At 66.1% G+C, this 16995-nt stretch carries 15 protein-coding genes; 4 read left to right on the forward strand and 11 right to left on the reverse strand.

Translation table 11 applies throughout. The features are described from left to right. Positions 1 to 44: 44 nt before the first annotated feature. The 4 genes from trxA to AC1VNM_RS10690 all read left to right on the forward strand — a co-directional run bounded on the left by trxA (position 45) and on the right by AC1VNM_RS10690 (position 4172). Positions 45 to 374 carry a thioredoxin TrxA gene (trxA, locus tag AC1VNM_RS10675; RefSeq protein WP_088406647.1) on the forward strand — a complete coding sequence of 110 codons (330 nt, stop codon included), beginning with the start codon at positions 45 to 47 and terminating at the stop codon, positions 372 to 374. 237 nt (positions 375 to 611) lie between these two features. After that, positions 612 to 1874, forward strand: a complete 1263-nt coding sequence (gene rho / locus AC1VNM_RS10680; protein ID WP_067270357.1) for a transcription termination factor Rho — start codon at positions 612 to 614, stop codon at positions 1872 to 1874. Positions 1875 to 2013: 139 nt separating this feature from the next. After that, positions 2014 to 2277 (forward strand): type B 50S ribosomal protein L31, encoded by a 264-nt coding sequence (locus tag AC1VNM_RS10685; protein WP_431104186.1) that lies wholly within the window; start codon positions 2014 to 2016, stop codon positions 2275 to 2277. 245 nt (positions 2278 to 2522) lie between these two features. After that, the gene (locus AC1VNM_RS10690; RefSeq protein ID WP_483106915.1) at positions 2523 to 4172 is read left to right on the forward strand and encodes a hypothetical protein; all 1650 of its coding nucleotides are present in this window, start codon (positions 2523 to 2525) and stop codon (positions 4170 to 4172) included. Positions 4173 to 4382: 210 nt separating this feature from the next. Here AC1VNM_RS10690 and phoR read toward each other — a convergent pair whose 3' ends face one another. The 11 genes from phoR to AC1VNM_RS10745 all read right to left on the reverse strand — a co-directional run bounded on the left by phoR (position 4383) and on the right by AC1VNM_RS10745 (position 16979). Further along, entirely contained in the window at positions 4383 to 5762 is a 1380-nt protein-coding gene (phoR, locus tag AC1VNM_RS10695; RefSeq protein WP_483106916.1) for a phosphate regulon sensor histidine kinase PhoR, read from the reverse strand. A 10-nt stretch (positions 5763 to 5772) separates the two neighbouring features. Continuing rightward, positions 5773 to 6477, reverse strand: coding sequence for a phosphate regulon transcriptional regulator PhoB (gene phoB, locus AC1VNM_RS10700; protein WP_067270346.1), 705 nt, complete (start codon positions 6475 to 6477; stop codon positions 5773 to 5775). Between the two features lie 77 nt (positions 6478 to 6554). Then, on the reverse strand, positions 6555 to 7262 hold the full coding sequence (phoU, locus tag AC1VNM_RS10705; RefSeq protein ID WP_067270342.1) for a phosphate signaling complex protein PhoU: 708 nt from the start codon (positions 7260 to 7262) through the stop codon (positions 6555 to 6557). 19 nt (positions 7263 to 7281) lie between these two features. Then, complete coding sequence (pstB, locus tag AC1VNM_RS10710) at positions 7282 to 8067, reverse strand: phosphate ABC transporter ATP-binding protein PstB (RefSeq protein WP_067270340.1); 786 nt, start codon at positions 8065 to 8067, stop codon at positions 7282 to 7284. A 40-nt stretch (positions 8068 to 8107) separates the two neighbouring features. Continuing rightward, entirely contained in the window at positions 8108 to 8968 is an 861-nt protein-coding gene (gene pstA, locus AC1VNM_RS10715) for a phosphate ABC transporter permease PstA (protein WP_377154057.1), read from the reverse strand. Further along, positions 8965 to 9984, reverse strand: coding sequence for a phosphate ABC transporter permease subunit PstC (gene pstC, locus AC1VNM_RS10720; RefSeq protein ID WP_431104190.1), 1020 nt, complete (start codon positions 9982 to 9984; stop codon positions 8965 to 8967). The genes pstA and pstC overlap by 4 nt, the downstream gene beginning before the upstream one ends. 190 nt (positions 9985 to 10174) lie before the next feature. Further along, entirely contained in the window at positions 10175 to 11209 is a 1035-nt protein-coding gene (pstS, locus tag AC1VNM_RS10725; protein WP_483106917.1) for a phosphate ABC transporter substrate-binding protein PstS, read from the reverse strand. Between the two features lie 378 nt (positions 11210 to 11587). After that, positions 11588 to 12925 (reverse strand): phosphoglucosamine mutase, encoded by a 1338-nt coding sequence (gene glmM, locus AC1VNM_RS10730; protein ID WP_483106918.1) that lies wholly within the window; start codon positions 12923 to 12925, stop codon positions 11588 to 11590. Between the two features lie 135 nt (positions 12926 to 13060). After that, the gene (gene folP, locus AC1VNM_RS10735) at positions 13061 to 13909 is read right to left on the reverse strand and encodes a dihydropteroate synthase (RefSeq protein ID WP_377161870.1); all 849 of its coding nucleotides are present in this window, start codon (positions 13907 to 13909) and stop codon (positions 13061 to 13063) included. A 204-nt stretch (positions 13910 to 14113) separates the two neighbouring features. Continuing rightward, positions 14114 to 16018, reverse strand: coding sequence for an ATP-dependent zinc metalloprotease FtsH (gene ftsH, locus AC1VNM_RS10740; protein ID WP_377154051.1), 1905 nt, complete (start codon positions 16016 to 16018; stop codon positions 14114 to 14116). Positions 16019 to 16304: 286 nt separating this feature from the next. Continuing rightward, entirely contained in the window at positions 16305 to 16979 is a 675-nt protein-coding gene (locus tag AC1VNM_RS10745) for an RlmE family RNA methyltransferase (RefSeq protein ID WP_377161868.1), read from the reverse strand. Positions 16980 to 16995: the final 16 nt, after the last annotated feature.

A 16995-nucleotide genomic window follows, 5' to 3' on the forward strand; every position in this document is an offset into this window, starting at 1 on the left:
CCGTGGCATCCGCCCGGCAGGGACATCACGCAAGGACCATTCCCATGAGCAGCGAACAGATCAAACACATCTCCGACGCCTCGTTCGACAGCGACGTCATCCAGTCCGACAAACCCGTGCTGGTCGACTACTGGGCCGAGTGGTGCGGCCCCTGCAAGATGATCGCCCCCATCCTGGACGAAGTCGCCAAGGACTACGGCGACCGCCTGCAGATCGCCAAGCTGAACGTCGACGACAACCGCGAAGTGCCCGCCAAGTTCGGCATCCGCGGCATCCCGACCCTGATGCTGTTCAAGGGCGGCCAGCTCGCCGCGACCAAGGTCGGCGCGTTGTCCAAGGCCCAGTTGACGTCCTTCCTCGACGCCAACCTATAATGATTCCATTCGTCGGGGCCCAAGCGGTCCTGGCGAACAACTTGCCACCACGCCCTCCCGGGCCCAACGGCGTCTTCCGGACGCCGTCGATCTTCCGGGTGAGCGCGTGGACTCGGCGCCCAAGTCTCCACGCTTTCCTCAAGTCCGCCGCAACGCGGATGCGCGTCCCTTGGGCTCGCCGTTGTTTGTGTCTCTGGCCTTGGCAGGCCCTGGACGACAGACCGGGTCAAACCCCCCATGCATCTTTCTGAACTGAAGGCGCTTCACGTCTCCGCCCTGATCCAGATGGGCGAAGAGCTGGAGATCGACAACGTCGCCCGCCTGCGCAAGCAGGAGCTGATGTTCGCGATCATGAAAAAGCGCGCCAAGGCCGGCGAGCAGGTGTTCGGCGACGGCGTGCTGGAAGTCCTTCCAGACGGCTTCGGCTTCCTGCGCTCGCCCGAGGCCAGCTACATGGCCTCGACGGACGACATCTACCTGTCGCCCAGCCAGATCCGCCGCTTCAACCTGCACACCGGCGACATGGTCGAAGGCGAAGTGCGCGTGCCCAAGGACGGCGAGCGCTACTTCGCGCTGGTCAAGGTGGACCGCGTCAACGGCCTGACGCCGGAGGAGTCCAAGCACAAGATCATGTTCGAGAACTTGACGCCGCTCTTCCCGAAGGAGCAGTTCAAGCTCGAGCGCGACATCCGCGGCGACGACAACATCACCAGCCGGATCATCGACCTGATCGCCCCGCTGGGCAAAGGCCAGCGCGCGCTGCTCGTCGCCCCGCCCAAGTCGGGCAAGACGATGATGATGCAGCATCTGGCGCACTCGATTGCAGCCAACTATCCCGACGCCCACCTGATGGTGCTGCTGGTGGACGAACGCCCCGAGGAAGTGACCGAGATGCAGCGCACCGTGCGCGGCGAGGTCATCAGCTCCACCTTCGACGAACCGGCCGCGCGCCACGTGCAGGTCGCGGAAATGGTCATCGAGCGCGCTAAGCGCCTGGTGGAACTGCGCAAGGACGTGATCATCCTGCTGGACTCGATCACCCGCCTGGCCCGCGCCTACAACAACGTGCTGCCCAGCTCCGGCAAGGTGCTGACCGGTGGTGTGGACGCGAACGCGCTGCAGCGCCCCAAGCGCTTCTTCGGCGCCGCGCGCAACATCGAGGAAGGCGGCTCGCTGACCATCATCGGCACCGCGCTGGTGGACACCGGCTCCAAGATGGACGAGGTGATCTACGAAGAGTTCAAGGGCACCGGCAACTGCGAAATCCATCTGGACCGTCGCATGGCCGAGAAGCGCGTCTATCCGTCGATCCTGCTGAACAAGTCGGGCACCCGCCGCGAGGAGCTGCTGCTCAAGCCCGAGATCCTGCAGAAGGCCTGGATCCTGCGCAAGCTGCTGTACCCGATGGACGAGATCGAGGCGATGGAGTTCATCCTCGACAAGATGAAGTCCTCGAAGAACAACCACGATTTCTTCGACATGATGAGACGCGGGGGCTGATTCAGCCCGGTCTCCGGACTTCACGGAAGCCGCCCCTGGGCGGCTTCTCTCATTTCAGCTATACTCCGCGTTTTTCCGCTGTCGACAAGTGCGCTGCAAGGGGCAGTGTGGCTGGCGGCACTGCAGCGAGGATTTTCAAATGGCCAAAGAAGGCATTCACCCCAACTATCGCGACGTGGTCTTCCTGGACCAGTCCAATGGTTCCCAGTTCGTGATCCGCTCGACGGTGCAGACGAAGGAATCGATCAAGCTGGACGACGGCCGCGAACTGCCGCTGGTCAAGCTGGAAACCTCCAGCGAATCCCACCCGTTCTACACGGGCACCCAGAAGAGCGTCGACAGCCTGGGCGGTCGCGTCGAGAAGTTCCGCAACAAGTTTGCGAACCTGCGCAAGAAGGCCTGATCGGCCCTCCCCGACCGGATCTGATCCGGTCACCGCAAAAAGGCAGCCCCACCGGCTGCCTTTTTTCATGGCCGCTCCGGAGCTCGCCTCCGCCACGCCGGACTGAGGGGCGCGATACGTCGTCGCGTCCCGGGACATGGCTTCGCCCCGCCTTTACCGCAGGGTGTCAGGAGACTCGTCCTGAGCCCGGCGAAGCTGCGGCATGATGCGCACCGGCATCCACAACGACAACGAGACAGACGCGCATGAATCTGCCCACCCCGGCCGTCGTGGCCGAGCGCAGCACGCACCCGATCCCGCGCTGGGCCCTGCTGCTGCTGTGCGCCGCCTACGTGCTGCCCGGCCTGTTCGGCCGCGATCCCTGGCGCAATGCCGACCTCACCGCCTTCGGCTTCATCGCCAGCATCGCGCAAGGCCACGCCCCGTGGCTGCAGCCCGCGATCGCCGGCCTGCCCGCGGATGGCGGCCTCCTGCCGTACTGGGTCGGCGCGCTCGGCGTCAAGTTGCTGCCCTTCCTCGATCCCTCCGTCGCGGCGCGCATCCCCTTCGGACTGATGCTGGCCGCCGTGCTGGCGCTGGCCTGGTACAGCTGCCTGCACCTGGCGCGCACCGAGGCCGCGCAACCGGTGGCCTTTGCCTTCGGCGGCGAGGCCCACGCGGTCGACTACGCCCGCGCCATGGCCGACGGCTGCCTGCTCGCGCTGATCGCCAGCCTGGGACTGCTGCGCCTGGGGCATGAGATCACGCCGGAGATCCTCCAGCTGCTCGGCATCACGCTGTTCGTCTACAGCCTTGCGGCGCTGCCCTTCCGGGCCTGGAAGGCCCGCACGGCGATGCTCGTGGCGCTGCCGGTGCTCGCCACCAGCGGCGCGCCCGTCGTCGCGCTGGCGCTGGCCGTCGGCGCCCTGTGGCTGTGTTTCCGTTCCACCTACGAGGACGCCCGCAAGTTCCTGCCCTGGATCCTCGCCGCGATGGTGCTGGCCGCGCTGGTCGCATGGCCGATGCACGGCTGGGCCTGGCGCGTGAAGGCCAGCGAACGCAGCGTGCTGGACTGGTTGCGGCTCCTGGGCTGGTTCTGCTGGCCGGCCTGGCCGCTGGCGGCCTGGTCGCTGTGGCGCTGGCGCGCTCACCTGATGCGCCGCCACCTGTCTGTGCCGCTGCTGGCCTCGCTGGTGCCCTTGCTGACCAGCCTGCTGATGGGGGCCGACGACCGCGCGATGCTGCTCGCACTGCCGCCGCTCGCGGTGCTGGCCAGCTTCGCGCTGCCGACCTTCCAGCGCAGCGCGAGTGCCCTGCTCGACTGGTTCTCGGTCTTCTTCTTCACCGTCGGCGCCATCTTCCTGTGGCTGTACTACATGGCCCTGCAGATCGGCTGGCCCGCGAAGCTCCTTGCCAACGTTCGCAAGCTGGCGCAGGGCTATGAGCCGCAGTTCAGCCTGCTCACCTTCGTGGTGGCCGTGCTGGGCACGCTGGCCTGGCTGTGGCTGGTGCGCTGGCGCACTGCGCGGCACCGTCACGCGCTCTGGAAGAGCCTCGCGCTGCCGGCCGGCGGCGTGGCGCTCGCCTGGCTGCTGGCGATGACGCTGGGACTGCACACGCTGAACTACGCGCGCAGCAACAAGCCGCTGATCGACCGCATCGCCGCGCATGTGCCGGCGAACGTCGAGTGCATCGCCGCTCCCGGCCTCCCGACCCATGCCTTGGCGGCCCTGGAGTTCCAGGGCCACTGGAAGGTCGACGCGACGCAGGGTCTCGACCGCACGACCTGCCCCCTCGCGATCACCGTGCAGGCGGAGAGCACCCCGATGCCGCCGAGCGGCTGGCGCGTACTCGGCGTAGTCCGTCGCCCGACCGACCGTTTCGGCACTTACCTGGTCATGCAGAAGGATCGCTGATCAGCGCCCCTCCCGCGCGGTCCTCAATCCAACATCGAGCCATCCCTCGGTCCCAGACCGTGAAAGTCCTCGGTGGTTCAGGGACGGGGATGCATGGGGTTTGGACGCTTGCCGTCCGGGCCCCATGCATCCGCGGCCAAGCGCGCCGACCTCCCGAAAGCAGAATGGCTCCGAGCGGAGCCATTCTTTCGTGGACGCTCAAAAGCGACCTCAGAGATCGTCGCCCCCCGCCAGTGCGGCCGGCGCCGCTTCATCGCCCATGGCCGACGCATCGACGAGACGCACACGCGCCGCCGGGAACAGCAACCTGAACCTGGAGCCCTTCCCGGGCTCGCTCTCGATGCGCAGCTCACCGCCATGGCGCTGCACGACGTGCTTGACGATCGACAGTCCCAGACCCGTGCCGCCGGTGTCCCGCGAGCGGCTCCCATCGACGCGATAGAAGCGCTCGGTCAGTCGCGGCAGGTGCTCGCGCGCGATGCCGGGTCCGTTGTCGATGACCGAGATCTCGCCGCCGTTGTCGGGCAGCCAGCGCCACTGCAGTTCGATGCGCCCGCCCTCAGGTGTGTAGCGCACCGCGTTGCTCACCAGGTTGGCGATCGCGCTGAGGATTTCCGTCTCCACGCCCGCGAGCTCGACGCCCGTATGACGTTCGCAGACGAGCTCATGCCGCCCGTTCGACAGCGCCTGCGCGTCCGCGCCGACGCGCTGCAACAGCGGATCCAGCGAGATCCAGTGATCCGCGCCCGGCCGCGGACTGCCCTCGAGCTGCGCCAGCGTCAGCAGATCGCCGACCAGCGTCTGCATCCGCGTCGTCTGCTGCTGCATCAGATGCAGCACCCGCTTGCGCTCGGCCTCGGTCAACTGCAGGCTGGCCATCGTCTCGATGAAGCCCGCCAGCACCGTCAGCGGCGTGCGGATCTCATGCGAGACATTCGCGACGAAATCGCGCCGCATCGCTTCATTGCGTTCGCGGTCGGTGACGTCCAGCGACAGGACCAGTTTGCGCGACTCCCCGCCGACGCCGTAGTCGCGGACGAGCACCTGCAGCGTCGACTTCGCGCGGGTGTTGGTCAGCGTCAGCGGCTGCTGGAAGTTGCCGTTCTGCAGATAGGACACGAAGGCCGGATAACGGACCAGGTTGGTGATGCGCTGCAGCTTGTCGCGTTGCGGATCCAGCGAGAAATGATCGCCCGCCACGACGTTGCACCACTGGATGTGGTCCTGCCCGTCGAGCAGGATCACGCCGTTGGGCGAAGCCTCGATCGCGAGCAGGAACTGCTCGAGCTGCTGGCGTTCGCGCTCATAACGGCGCTCGCGGTCGCGCAGGCCGCGCTCGACGCGGTAGGCCATCTCGCCCCACAGGCCGCCGAGGCGCGGCGCATCGTCGTCCTGATCGCCGCGCAGCCAGTGCACGAGCCGGTGCGCCCGGGCCGCGTCCCAGACCGCCATCAGGATGACGGCCGTCGCCGCGGCCAGCGCCGCGGCCAGATGCGGCATCCCTGTCCACTCGCCCAACCAGTACCCCAGGCCGCCCGCGACGCTGGTGCCCAGCACCAGCATCAGGACGCGAGAGAACATCCATGCCATGGATGCGCCCTCAGGCCGACAGGGCGCTGCTGCTCTGCTGGGTCAGCCGGTAGCCGGCGCCACGGACCGTTTCGATCATGCGCGCGCAACTGACCTTCTCGAGCGCCTCGCGCAGGCGCTTGACGTGGACGTCCACGGTGCGTTCCTCGATGAACACATGGTCGCCCCAGACACGGTCCAGCAGCTGCGAGCGGCTGTGCACGCGCTCCGGATGCGTCATGAAGAAGTGCAGCAGGCGGAACTCGGTCGGACCGAGCTTCACCTCGACGCCTTCGCGGCTGACGCGGCGCGTGCCGGGATCGAGCACCAGACCGCCGACCTCGACGGCCGTGTCCAGCGCTTCGGGCGCCTTGCGGCGCAGCACCGCGCGGATGCGCGCCAGCAGTTCGTTCGTCGAGAACGGCTTGGTCAGGTAGTCGTCCGCGCCGGCGTCCAGGCCCGACACCTTGTCGACCTCTTCCGCGCGCGCCGTCAGCAGGATGATGGGCAGTTCGCGGGTGCGGGTGGCGCCGCGCCACTGGCGCGCCAGCGCCAGGCCGGTCTGGCCCGGCAGCATCCAGTCGAGCACGACCAGATCGGGCAGCACGCGGTCCACTTCCAGCTGGGCCTGCTCGGCATTGCCGGCCAATGTGACCTCGTAACCGGCGTGGCGCAAGTTGATGGAGATCAGCTCGGCGATGGCGGATTCGTCCTCGACGACCAGGATGCGACTCATGCGGGGTAACTCCTCTTATTGGGTCCCGCCGGCGTGCCCGTAGCGGGCGGGCCGGACGGGTGATCGCTTGTCGGTGCTCAGCGCACCATGTTCTCGACGGCGTCCGGCGAGTTGTGGCGGACGTCGGTGCCCTTGACCACGTAGATGATGACTTCGGCGAGGTTCTTGGCGTGATCGCCGACGCGCTCGATCGCCTTGGCGACGAACACGAGGTCGATCGACGACGAGATGGTGCGCGGGTCTTCCATCATGTAGGTGATGAGCTTGCGCATCAGGCCGTCGAACTCCTTGTCGATCTGGTCGTCGGCCTTCAGCACTTCCAGCGCGCGGTCCACGTCCAGGCGCGCGAACGCGTCCAGCGCCTTGCGCAGCTGCGCGGTGGCCAGTTCGGCCTCGTACGACAGATCCGACATCGGCAGGCGCAGCCGGCTCGACACGCCGGTGTTGATCAGGCGCTGCACGGTGCGGGCGATGCGGGCCGCCTCGTCGCCGACGCGCTCGAGGTTGGCGATCGTCTTGGACACGGCGATCAGCAGGCGCAGGTCGCGCGCGGTCGGCTGGCGGCGGGCGATGATCGTCGACAGGTCGCGATCGATCTCGATCTCCATCGTGTTGACGATCTCTTCCTGCTTGAGCACGTGGCTGGCGATGTCGCCGCTGAAGCTGCCTAGCGCCTCGACGGCCTGCGCCACCTGCGATTCGACCAGGCCGCCCATCTCGAGGACGCGCGTGGAGATGCCGCTCAGCTCGGCGTCGAATTGGGTAGAGAGATGCTTGTCGGTCATGGTGTGTGCTCCCTGTTGATCAGCCGAAACGACCCGTGATGTAGTCTTCGGTGTCCTTGCGCTTGGGCTTCATGAAGAGCTCCGCGGTCGGTCCGAATTCGATCAGGTCGCCCAGGTACATGTAGGCCGTGTAGTCCGAGCAGCGCGCCGCCTGCTGCATGTTGTGGGTCACGATCGCGACCGTGTAGTCGTGCTTGAGCTCGTGGATCAGCTCCTCGATCTTGCCGGTCGAGATCGGGTCCAGCGCCGAGCACGGCTCGTCCAGCAGCAGGACTTCCGGCTTGATCGCGATGCCGCGCGCGATGCACAGGCGCTGCTGCTGGCCGCCCGACAGGCCGGAACCGCTCTGGTTCAGCTTGTCCTTGACCTCGTTCCACAGCGCGGCCTTCTTCAACGCCCATTCGACGCGCTCGTCCATCTCGACGCGCGACAGCGTCTCGAACAGCCGCACGCCGAAGGCGATGTTGTCGTAGATCGACATCGGGAACGGCGTCGGCTTCTGGAACACCATGCCGACCTTGGCGCGGATCAGCGACACGTCTTCCTTGCTGGTGAGGATGTCCTCGCCGTCCAGCAGGATCTGGCCTTCGGCGCGCTGTTCCGGATAGAGCTGGAACATGCGGTTCAGCGTGCGCAGCAGCGTGGACTTGCCGCAGCCCGACGGGCCGATGAACGCGGTCACCTTGTTCTCGGGGATGTCCAGGTTGATGTTCTTCAGCGCGTGGAAGCTGCCGTAGTAGAAGTTCAGGTTCTTCACCGAGAGCTTCGCCTTCTCGGTCACCGGCATGTCGACTTTGACGTCCATGTTGTTTCTCGATTCGTTGGATTCGTGGACCGGGTTCGGATCAATGCTTCTGCTTGAAGGCGAAGCGCGCGAGGATGTTCAGGAGCAGCACGCCGATGGTGATGATGAACACCGCCGCCCAGGCCAGTTTCTGCCAGTTCTGGTACGGGCTCATGGCGAAGTCGAAGATCACCTTCGGCAGGTTGGCCATCGGACCCGACAGGTTGGTCGACCAGAAGCGGTTGTTGAACGCCGTCAGCAGCAGCGGCGCGGTCTCGCCGGAGACGCGGGCCAGGGCCAGCAGCACGCCGGTGAGGACACCGGCGCGGGCGGCCTTCAGCGTCACCGTCATGATGACCTTCCACTTCGGCGTGCCGAGCGCATAGGCGGCCTCGCGCAATGCGCTCGGCACCAGGTTCAGCATGTTCTCCGTCGTGCGGATCACCACCGGGATCACGATCAGCGCCAGCGCCATCACGCCGGCCCAGCCCGAGAAGCCCTTGAACCGCAGCACGATCAGGCTGTACACGAACAGGCCGATCACGATCGACGGGGCCGACAGCAGGATGTCGTTGATGAAGCGCACGCAGCTGCCCAGCCAGGTCTTCTGGCCGTACTCGGCCAGGTAGACCCCCGCCAGCACCCCGATGGGCGTGCCCACGAGGGTGGCCAGGGCCACCATCAGCGCGGATCCGAAGATCGCGTTGGCCAGGCCGCCGTCGTCGGTGTTCGGCGGCGGCGTCATCTGGGTGAAGGTGGCCCAGTTCAGGCCGCCGATGCCCTGCGTGATGGTTTCGAAGAGGATCCAGATCAGCCAGACCAGGCCCATCGACATCGCCGCGAGCGACAGCGTCAGCGCGATGATGTTGACCCGGCGGCGCTTGTGGTACATCGCCATGCGGTCGGCGGTGGTGGCGCTCATGTGCGGGCTCCTTCGTTCTTCTTGAGCTTGTTGAGCAGGACCTTGGAGAACGCCAGCACCACGAAGGTGATGAAGAACAGGACCAGGGCCAGGTACAGCAGCGAGGCCTGATGCAGGCTGCCGGGACCGGATTCGCCGAATTCGTTGGCCAGCACCGAGGTGATCGTGTTGGCGGCCTCGAACAGCGACAGCGAGCTCAGCTGGTTCATGTTGCCGATCACGAAGGTGACCGCCATGGTCTCGCCCAGCGCGCGACCCAGGCCCAGCATGATGCCGCCGATCACACCGGTCTTGGTGTACGGCAGCACGACTTTCCAGACCACCTCCCAGGTGGTGGAGCCCAGGCCATAGGCGGACTCCTTGAGCATCGCGGGGGTGACCTCGAAGACGTCACGCATCACCGAGGCGATGAACGGGATGATCATGATGGCCAGGATGATGCCGGCCGAGAGGATGCCCAGACCCACCGGCGGGCCCGAGACCAGTCCGCCCAGGACCGGCACGCCGCCGAGCAGGCTCTGCAGCGGCGCCTGGACGTAGGTGGCCAGCAGCGGGCCGAACACGAACAGGCCCCACATGCCGTAGACGATGGACGGCACGGCGGCCAGCAGCTCGATCGCGATGCCCAGCGGGCGGCGCAGCCAGCCCGGGGCCAGTTCCGTCAGGAACAGCGCGATGCCGAAGCTGACCGGGACGGCGATCAGCAGCGCGATGAACGAGGTCATCAGCGTGCCGTAGATCATCACGAGTCCGCCGAACTTCTCCTGCACCGGGTCCCAGTCCGTGGACACGAGGAAGCCCAGGCCGAACTGCTTGATCGCGGGCGCGGCGCCCACCAGCAGCGAGCCGATGATGCCGACCAGCAGCGCCAGCGTGATCCAGGCCGCGGCATGCGTCAGCAGCGAGAACACGGTGTCGGCCCAGGGAGCGACGCGGCGGCGCTGCGGCGGACGTCCGTCCGGCTTGGCGCGCTCCTGGCCTCGATCGAGGGAATTGGCTGGAAGTATTGCGGCCACGGGGCCTCCGCTGAAATGTTTGGAATCTTGCGCGCCGCCCGCCTCCTCCGGCCGGTCCGACGCGTCCGTCACGATGTCTCTGTCGAGATCTTCTTCTTTTGGCGCCCTTGCACCTTCGCGCCTCAACTCGTCTTGAACGAAAGCCCGGTGTCCCGCAACAGGAGCACCGGGCCGCTTCGTCAGACGAAGATCACTTGAAGCTGACCGCCTTGCCGGCGGTGTCCTTCACCTGGCCGGCCCATTGCTTGCGGACCAGGTCCTTCACGGCCGCCGGCAGGGGGACGTAGTCCAGTTCGTCGGCGATCTTGTCGCCCTGGGTGTAGGCCCAGTCGAAGAACTTCAGCGACGCGGCGGCCTGGGCCGGCTTGTCCTGGGCGGCGTGCATCAGGATGAAGGTGGCGCCGGTGATGGGCCAGCTGTCCTTGCCGGCCTGCTCGGTCAGCACCTGGTAGAACGACTGCTCCCACTTGGCGCCGGCCGCGGCCGCCTTGAAGGCGTCGTCGCTCGGGCTGACGAAGGCGCCGCTGGCGTTCTTCAGCAGCACGTAGGTCATCTTGTTCTGCTTGGCGTAGGCGTATTCGACGTAGCCGATCGAGTTCGGCAGACGCGTCACGAAGGCCGACACGCCTTCGTTGCCCTTGCCGCCCGCGCCGGTGGGCCAGTTCACGGCCGTGCCTTCACCGACCTTGTCCTTCCAATCGGCGTTGACCTTGGACAGGTAGTTCGTGAACAGGAAGCTGGTGCCCGAACCGTCGGCGCGGCGGACCACGGCGATGGCGGCGTCCGGCAGCGCGACGCCCGAGTTCAGGGCGGCGATGGCCGGGTCATTCCACTTCGTGACCTTGCCCAGGTAGATGTCGCCCAGGACCTTGCCGTCCAGCTTGAGCTGGCCCGCGGCGATGCCCTTGACGTTGATCACCGGCACCACGCCGCCGATCACGGTGGGGAACTGGACCAGGCCGTCCTTGGCCAGTTGGTCGTCCTTCAGGGGGGCGTCGGACGCGCCGAAGTCGACGGTCTTGGCCTGGATCTGCTTGATGCCGGCGCCGGAACCGACCGATTGATAGTTGATGCGGACGCCGGTGGCCTTGTTGTAGGCATCAGCCCACTTCGCGTACACGGGGGCCGGGAACGAAGCACCCGCACCGGTCACCTCTTGAGCATGGGCCGCGGAGAACATCGCGGCGCACGCGGCGAACAGCAGGCCAGCACGCAGTTGATTCATGATCATTCAGTCCTATCGCTTGGGTTGGTTGGCGAACGGAGCGGATGCTATGACCTCAATGTGACACATCCGTGACGCCACCCAGGATCCGGAAAAATGTCGTTACGTACAGCGCCCAGAGGAGAAACGGCACTTCGGCGGTCGTCGATCGATCATTGTCATATTCGATTCACCTCGCTGTCATCTTCGATCTCTAGCCTTCGGGACGTGCGGGAAAACCCTCCGGACCTCATGACGGCGCCACGGCGACGGGGATGAGGCGAAAGGATCTGCCCGCCCCGCTCCCGAAGAGTCGCGCTCGACGCGACCCGACCAATGCAAATTGGGCCGCCGACGCTCCCGCGCCGGCGGCCCTTCTTTTTGCTGGAGGTGGAGGGGTCAGCCGCCGCGGATGGCGTCCGCCAGGCGTTCGGCGCAGCGCTGCGCCAGGTCGGCGTCGCTGGCCTCGACCATGACCCGCAGCAGCGGTTCGGTGCCCGACTTGCGGATCAAGACCCGCCCCCGGTCGCCCAGCTCGGCCGTGACTTCGGCTTCGACGCGGGCCAGCGCAGGGTTGCTCTTCCAGTCCTGATGGTCCGCCTGCAGGCGGACGTTGATCAGCGTCTGCGGGAACAGCGTGACACCGTCCAGCAGGTCCGCCAGGCGGCGGCCACTGCGGCAGACCGCTTCGAGGACCAGCAGGCTGCTCACGATGCCGTCGCCGGTCGTGTGCCGATCCAGCGACAGCAGATGACCCGAGCCCTCCCCGCCCAGTTGCCAGCCGCGGGCGGCCAGTTCCTCCAGCACGTAGCGATCGCCGACCTTGGCGCGGACGAATTCGACGTCCCGCTGGCGCAAAGCCAGTTCGACCGCCATGTTCGTCATCAGCGTGCCGACCGCGCCGGGAACGCGCTCACCGCGAGCCAGCCGGTCCGCGACCATCACATAGAGCAGCTCGTCACCGTTGTAGAGCCGCCCTTCGCCGTCGACCATCTGCAGGCGGTCGGCATCGCCGTCGAGCGCGATGCCGTAATCGGCCTGGTGCTCCTTGACCGCGGCGACCAGCGCCTGCGGTGCCGTGGCGCCCACCTTGTCGTTGATGTTGTAGCCGTCGGGCTTGTTGCCGATCGTGATGATCTCGGCCCCGAGCTCATGGAACACCGACGGCGCCACCTGGTAGGCCGCGCCGTGCGCCGCGTCGATCACCAGCTTCATGCCGCGCAGGCTGAGGTCGCTGCTGAAGCTGGCCTTGCAGAACTCGATGTAGCGGCCTTGTGCGTCGTCCAGGCGGCGGGCACGCCCCAGGCTGGCGGAATCGACCCAGACCGGCGGCTCGTCCAGCACGGCCTCGACGTCCAGCTCCCAGGCGTCAGGCAGCTTCTCGCCCTTGGACGAGAAGAACTTGATGCCGTTGTCCGCGAACGGGTTGTGCGATGCCGAGATCACCACGCCCAGGTGCTGGCGCAACGCACGGGTGAGGTAGGCGACGCCGGGCGTCGGCAGCGGGCCGGTCAGCAGCACGTTGACGCCAGCGGACGCGAAGCCGGCTTCCAGCGCGGACTCGAGCATGTAGCCGGAGATGCGGGTGTCCTTGCCGATCAGCACGCTGGGCTTGGCATAACTGCGCTTGAGCACGCGACCCACCGCATGGCCCAGCCTCAACATGAAGTCAGGGGTGATGGGGGTGCGGCCCACGGTTCCGCGAATACCGTCGGTTCCGAAATACTTCCGGCTCATTGAGGCGATCTCCTGCGACTTCTCGATCTTGAATCCGCGGATTGTCGCCGATGCCGAGGTGGTCGCTGCTCGCCCACCTTGGGGCACCCGATCGGGGGAGCGCTGGAGCGCTCGACGGTCCTGCCTGGACGGAGGTCAGCCCTGCGATGCGCCGAAGGCTTGCCAGACCTTGAGCGCGTCGACGGTCGGCCCGACGTCGTGCACGCGTACCACGCGCGCGCCCAGGGCCACCGATGCCAGCGCCGCACCGACGCTGGCCGGCATGCGTTCATCGACGGCCTTGCCGGTCACGGCCCCGAGCGTCGACTTGCGCGACCAGCCGATCAGCAGAGGTCGTCCCAGCGCGAGCAATTCGCGCTGACGCCGCTGCAGTTCAAGGTTCTGATCCACGGTCTTGGCGAAGCCGTAACCCGGATCCAGCGTGATCCGCTCGGCCGCGACGCCGATATCGACCAGATGCCGCATCCGCTCGCGCAGGAAATCGGCCACCTCGAGGACAACGTCGTCGTATTCGGTCAGCTGCTGCATGCCTGCGGGCTGGCCCCGCATGTGCATCAGACAGATGCCGGCGCTGCCGTGCTCGGCCAGCAGCCTGTCGGCGCCTTCGTCGCGCAGGGCCTGCACGTCGTTGATGATGTCGACGCCCAGGTCCAGCGCACGGCGCATCACCTCGGTCTTGCAGGTGTCGACCGACACCGGGACGCCGAAGTTCAGCGCGGCACGCAGCACTGGCTCCAGTCGTTTCCACTCCTCGTCGGCATCGAGTCGCGGCGCCCCGGGGCGCGTCGATTCGCCGCCCAGATCGAGGATGTCGACGCCCTCGCCGAGCAGCCGCTCGCAGAAATTGATCGCGCTCAGCGCGTCGGCATGTTGCCCGCCGTCCGAGAAGGAATCGGGCGTCACGTTGACGATGCCCATCACCAACGGCCGCTCTGCCAAATCGAGGTCGAAGCGCGTGGTCTGCCAGATCGAGGGAGAAGTCATGGACGGGTGAGTGTCGAGGGCGCGGCCGCGCGCTCGATTGCGCCAGGGACTGCCTCGCCAGACGGCAAGTATGACGCAAGCCCGGAAGCGCCTGTGCTTCAGGTCGGGGTAGATCGCAAAAGCAGAAGGGCCGGTCGCGAGACCGGCCCTTCGGGGATCCATCAGGAATCAGAGACCCTTGCGGGTCATCTGACGCCCCGTCGATCAGGCGGCTGCCGGAGCACTGCCCGTGGTGACTGCCGGGGTACCACCGCTGTCCGGCTTGTTGGCCGGCGGCGTCCAGTCCTTCGGCGGACGCGGCGGACGGCCTTCCATGATGTCGTTGATCTGGTCGGCGTCGATGGTCTCCCATTCGAGCAGCGCCGTCGCCATCGCGTGCATCTTGTCCTTGTTGCCTTCAATCAGGTCGCGGGCAATCGTGTACTGCTCGTCGATGATCTTGCGGATCTCCTGATCGACCTTGCGCATCGTCTCTTCCGACATGTTGGTCGTCTTCGTGACCGAACGGCCCAGGAAGACTTCCCCTTCGTTGTCGGCGTAGACCATCGGGCCCAGCTCGTCGGTCATGCCGTAGCGGGTGACCATGTCGCGGGCGATGGCCGTGGCGCGTTCGAAGTCGTTGCTGGCGCCGGTCGTCATCTGGTTCATGAAGACTTCTTCAGCAATCCGGCCGCCGAACAGCACGGAGATCGTCGACAGCATGCGGTCCTTGTCCATGCTGTAGCGGTCGCCTTCGGGCAGCTGCATCGTCACGCCCAGCGCGCGACCACGCGGGATCACCGTCACCTTGTGCACCGGATCCGTCTTGGGCAGCAGGCGCGCCACCAGTGCATGGCCGGCTTCGTGGTACGCGGTGTTCTTGCGCTCTTCCTCGGGCATGACCATGGACTTCCGCTCGGGGCCCATCATGATCTTGTCCTTGGCCTTCTCGAAGTCCTGCATGTCGACCACGCGGCCATTGCGGCGGGCAGCGAACAATGCAGCTTCGTTGACGAGGTTGGCCAGATCGGCACCGGAGAAGCCCGGGGTGCCACGCGCCAGGATGTCGGCGCGCACGTCCTGGCCGACCGGGACCTTGCGCATGTGCACGTTCAGGATCTGCTCGCGGCCGCGCACATCGGGCAGCGTCACGTAGACCTGACGGTCGAAACGTCCCGGACGCAGCAGTGCCGGATCCAGGATGTCCGGGCGGTTGGTCGCGGCCATCACGATGACGCCGAGGTTGGTGTCGAAGCCGTCCATCTCCACCAGCATCTGGTTGAGGGTCTGCTCGCGCTCGTCGTTGCCGCCGCCCAGGCCGGCACCGCGATGGCGACCGACCGCATCGATTTCATCGACGAAGATGATGCAAGGCGCACTCTTCTTGGCCTGCTCGAACATGTCGCGCACACGGGCCGCGCCCACGCCGACGAACATCTCGACGAAGTCGGAACCGGAGATCGTGAAGAACGGGACCTTCGCCTCGCCGGCGATGGCCTTGGCCAGCAGCGTCTTGCCGGTCCCCGGAGGGCCGACCAGCAGCACGCCGCGCGGGATCCGGCCACCGAGCTTCTGGAATTTCTGCGGGTCCTTCAGGAAGTCGACCAGCTCCTTGACCTCTTCCTTGGCCTCGTCGCATCCGGCGACGTCGGCGAAGGTCGTGGTGTTGTTGGCCTCGTCGAGCATGCGCGCCTTCGACTTGCCGAAGCTGAACGCGCCCCCCTTGCCGCCGCCCTGCATCTGGCGCATGAAGTACACCCACACGGCAATCAGCAGGAGCATCGGGCCCCAGCTGAGCAGGATGTTCATCAGCACCGAGGGCTCTTCCCGCGGCTTCGCGTCGAACTTGACGCCGTTGTTGATCAGGTCACCGATCAGGCCGCGATCCATGAACGGGGCGGTCGTGCGCAGCTTGTTGCCGTCACTGGTCGTCGCCTGGATCTCGGTGCCGGCGGGGGTCTCCTGCAGGATGACCTGCTTGACGCGCTTGGCACGGACCTCTTCGAGGAACTCCGAGTAAACGGTCTGGGTACCCTGGGTTGCGCTGCGATCGAACTGCTTGAAGACAGTGAACAGCACCAAGGCGATCACCATCCATACAGCCACCTTCGAGAACCACTGATTGTTCACCGCGACTCCTTTGTCATTCCATCACCGCACGCCCACCGATACAGCCTCGGGCAGCGGACTTTCACGGCATATGGGGCGGATTCTAGGCCAGTCAAGTCCCCAGACCTGATTGGCATTCCCATACACGACGATAGATATTGCCACGGGCAACGCCGACCAACCGCTCGAAGCGCCCCCGACTTTGACGCCTCATCGCGCTTTCAGTCGCATCCAGCCGCTTTCCGGCTCATCCCGGCGTTTGTCTCCTGCCTTTTTGGCAGGGTCCACAGACCCATTTCAAGCCGTTTCAGACCTTCTTCAATCCGATGCCGACCAGGAAATTCTCGGCCGATCTTTCCCGGGAGGCCTTGGGCTTGGCGGTCTTCACCCGCTTGAACTGCGCACGGAAGGCATGCACGAGCTGGTCATAACCGCTGCCGTGGAACACCTTGGCAACGAGCGCACCTTCGGGCTTCAGGTGTTGTTGGGAAAAGTCCAGCGCCAGTTCGATCAGATGCTCCATGCGCGCCGCGTCGGTGCTTTCGATGCCGGACAGGTTGGGCGCCATGTCCGAGACCACAAGATCCACCTTCTTTCCGTCGAGCATCGCCTCGAGCTGGGCCAAGACCTCGTCCTCGCGGAAATCGCCCTGGAGGAACTCCACGCCTTCGATCGGCTCGCACTCCAGGAGGTCCAGCGCGATGATGCGGCCGTTCAGCTCACCCACCGCGGCGCCGCCGGCGCCCGCCTCCTTGGGCGCGAAACGGCGGCGCAGGTACTGACTCCACGCGCCTGGCGATGCGCCGAGATCGACCACCACCTGCCCGGGGCGGATCAGCTGGAATTCCTCGTCGATTTCCTTGAGCTTGTAGGCCGCGCGCGAGCGGTAGCCCTCTTTCTGGGCCAATTTGACGTAGGGATCGTTGACGTGGTTGTTCAACCACGCCTTGTTCACCTTCTTGCTTTTGGTATCGACTTTCATTGCACGGATAATAAGC

The sequence above is a fragment of the Mitsuaria sp. MSU3D genome (genome assembly GCF_056867975.1).

Coding starts and splice junctions, on each gene's coding strand:
- trxA (WP_088406647.1), top strand. CDS start 45: ATGAGCAGCGAACAGATCAAACACATCTCCGACGCCTCGTTCGACAGC.
- rho (WP_067270357.1), top strand. CDS start 612: ATGCATCTTTCTGAACTGAAGGCGCTTCACGTCTCCGCCCTGATCCAG.
- AC1VNM_RS10685 (WP_431104186.1), top strand. CDS start 2,014: ATGGCCAAAGAAGGCATTCACCCCAACTATCGCGACGTGGTCTTCCTG.
- AC1VNM_RS10690 (WP_483106915.1), top strand. CDS start 2,523: ATGAATCTGCCCACCCCGGCCGTCGTGGCCGAGCGCAGCACGCACCCG.
- phoR (WP_483106916.1), bottom strand. CDS start 5,762: ATGGCATGGATGTTCTCTCGCGTCCTGATGCTGGTGCTGGGCACCAGC.
- phoB (WP_067270346.1), bottom strand. CDS start 6,477: ATGAGTCGCATCCTGGTCGTCGAGGACGAATCCGCCATCGCCGAGCTG.
- phoU (WP_067270342.1), bottom strand. CDS start 7,262: ATGACCGACAAGCATCTCTCTACCCAATTCGACGCCGAGCTGAGCGGC.
- pstB (WP_067270340.1), bottom strand. CDS start 8,067: ATGGACGTCAAAGTCGACATGCCGGTGACCGAGAAGGCGAAGCTCTCG.
- pstA (WP_377154057.1), bottom strand. CDS start 8,968: ATGAGCGCCACCACCGCCGACCGCATGGCGATGTACCACAAGCGCCGC.
- pstS (WP_483106917.1), bottom strand. CDS start 11,209: ATGAATCAACTGCGTGCTGGCCTGCTGTTCGCCGCGTGCGCCGCGATG.
- glmM (WP_483106918.1), bottom strand. CDS start 12,925: ATGAGCCGGAAGTATTTCGGAACCGACGGTATTCGCGGAACCGTGGGC.
- folP (WP_377161870.1), bottom strand. CDS start 13,909: ATGACTTCTCCCTCGATCTGGCAGACCACGCGCTTCGACCTCGATTTG.
- AC1VNM_RS10745 (WP_377161868.1), bottom strand. CDS start 16,979: ATGAAAGTCGATACCAAAAGCAAGAAGGTGAACAAGGCGTGGTTGAAC.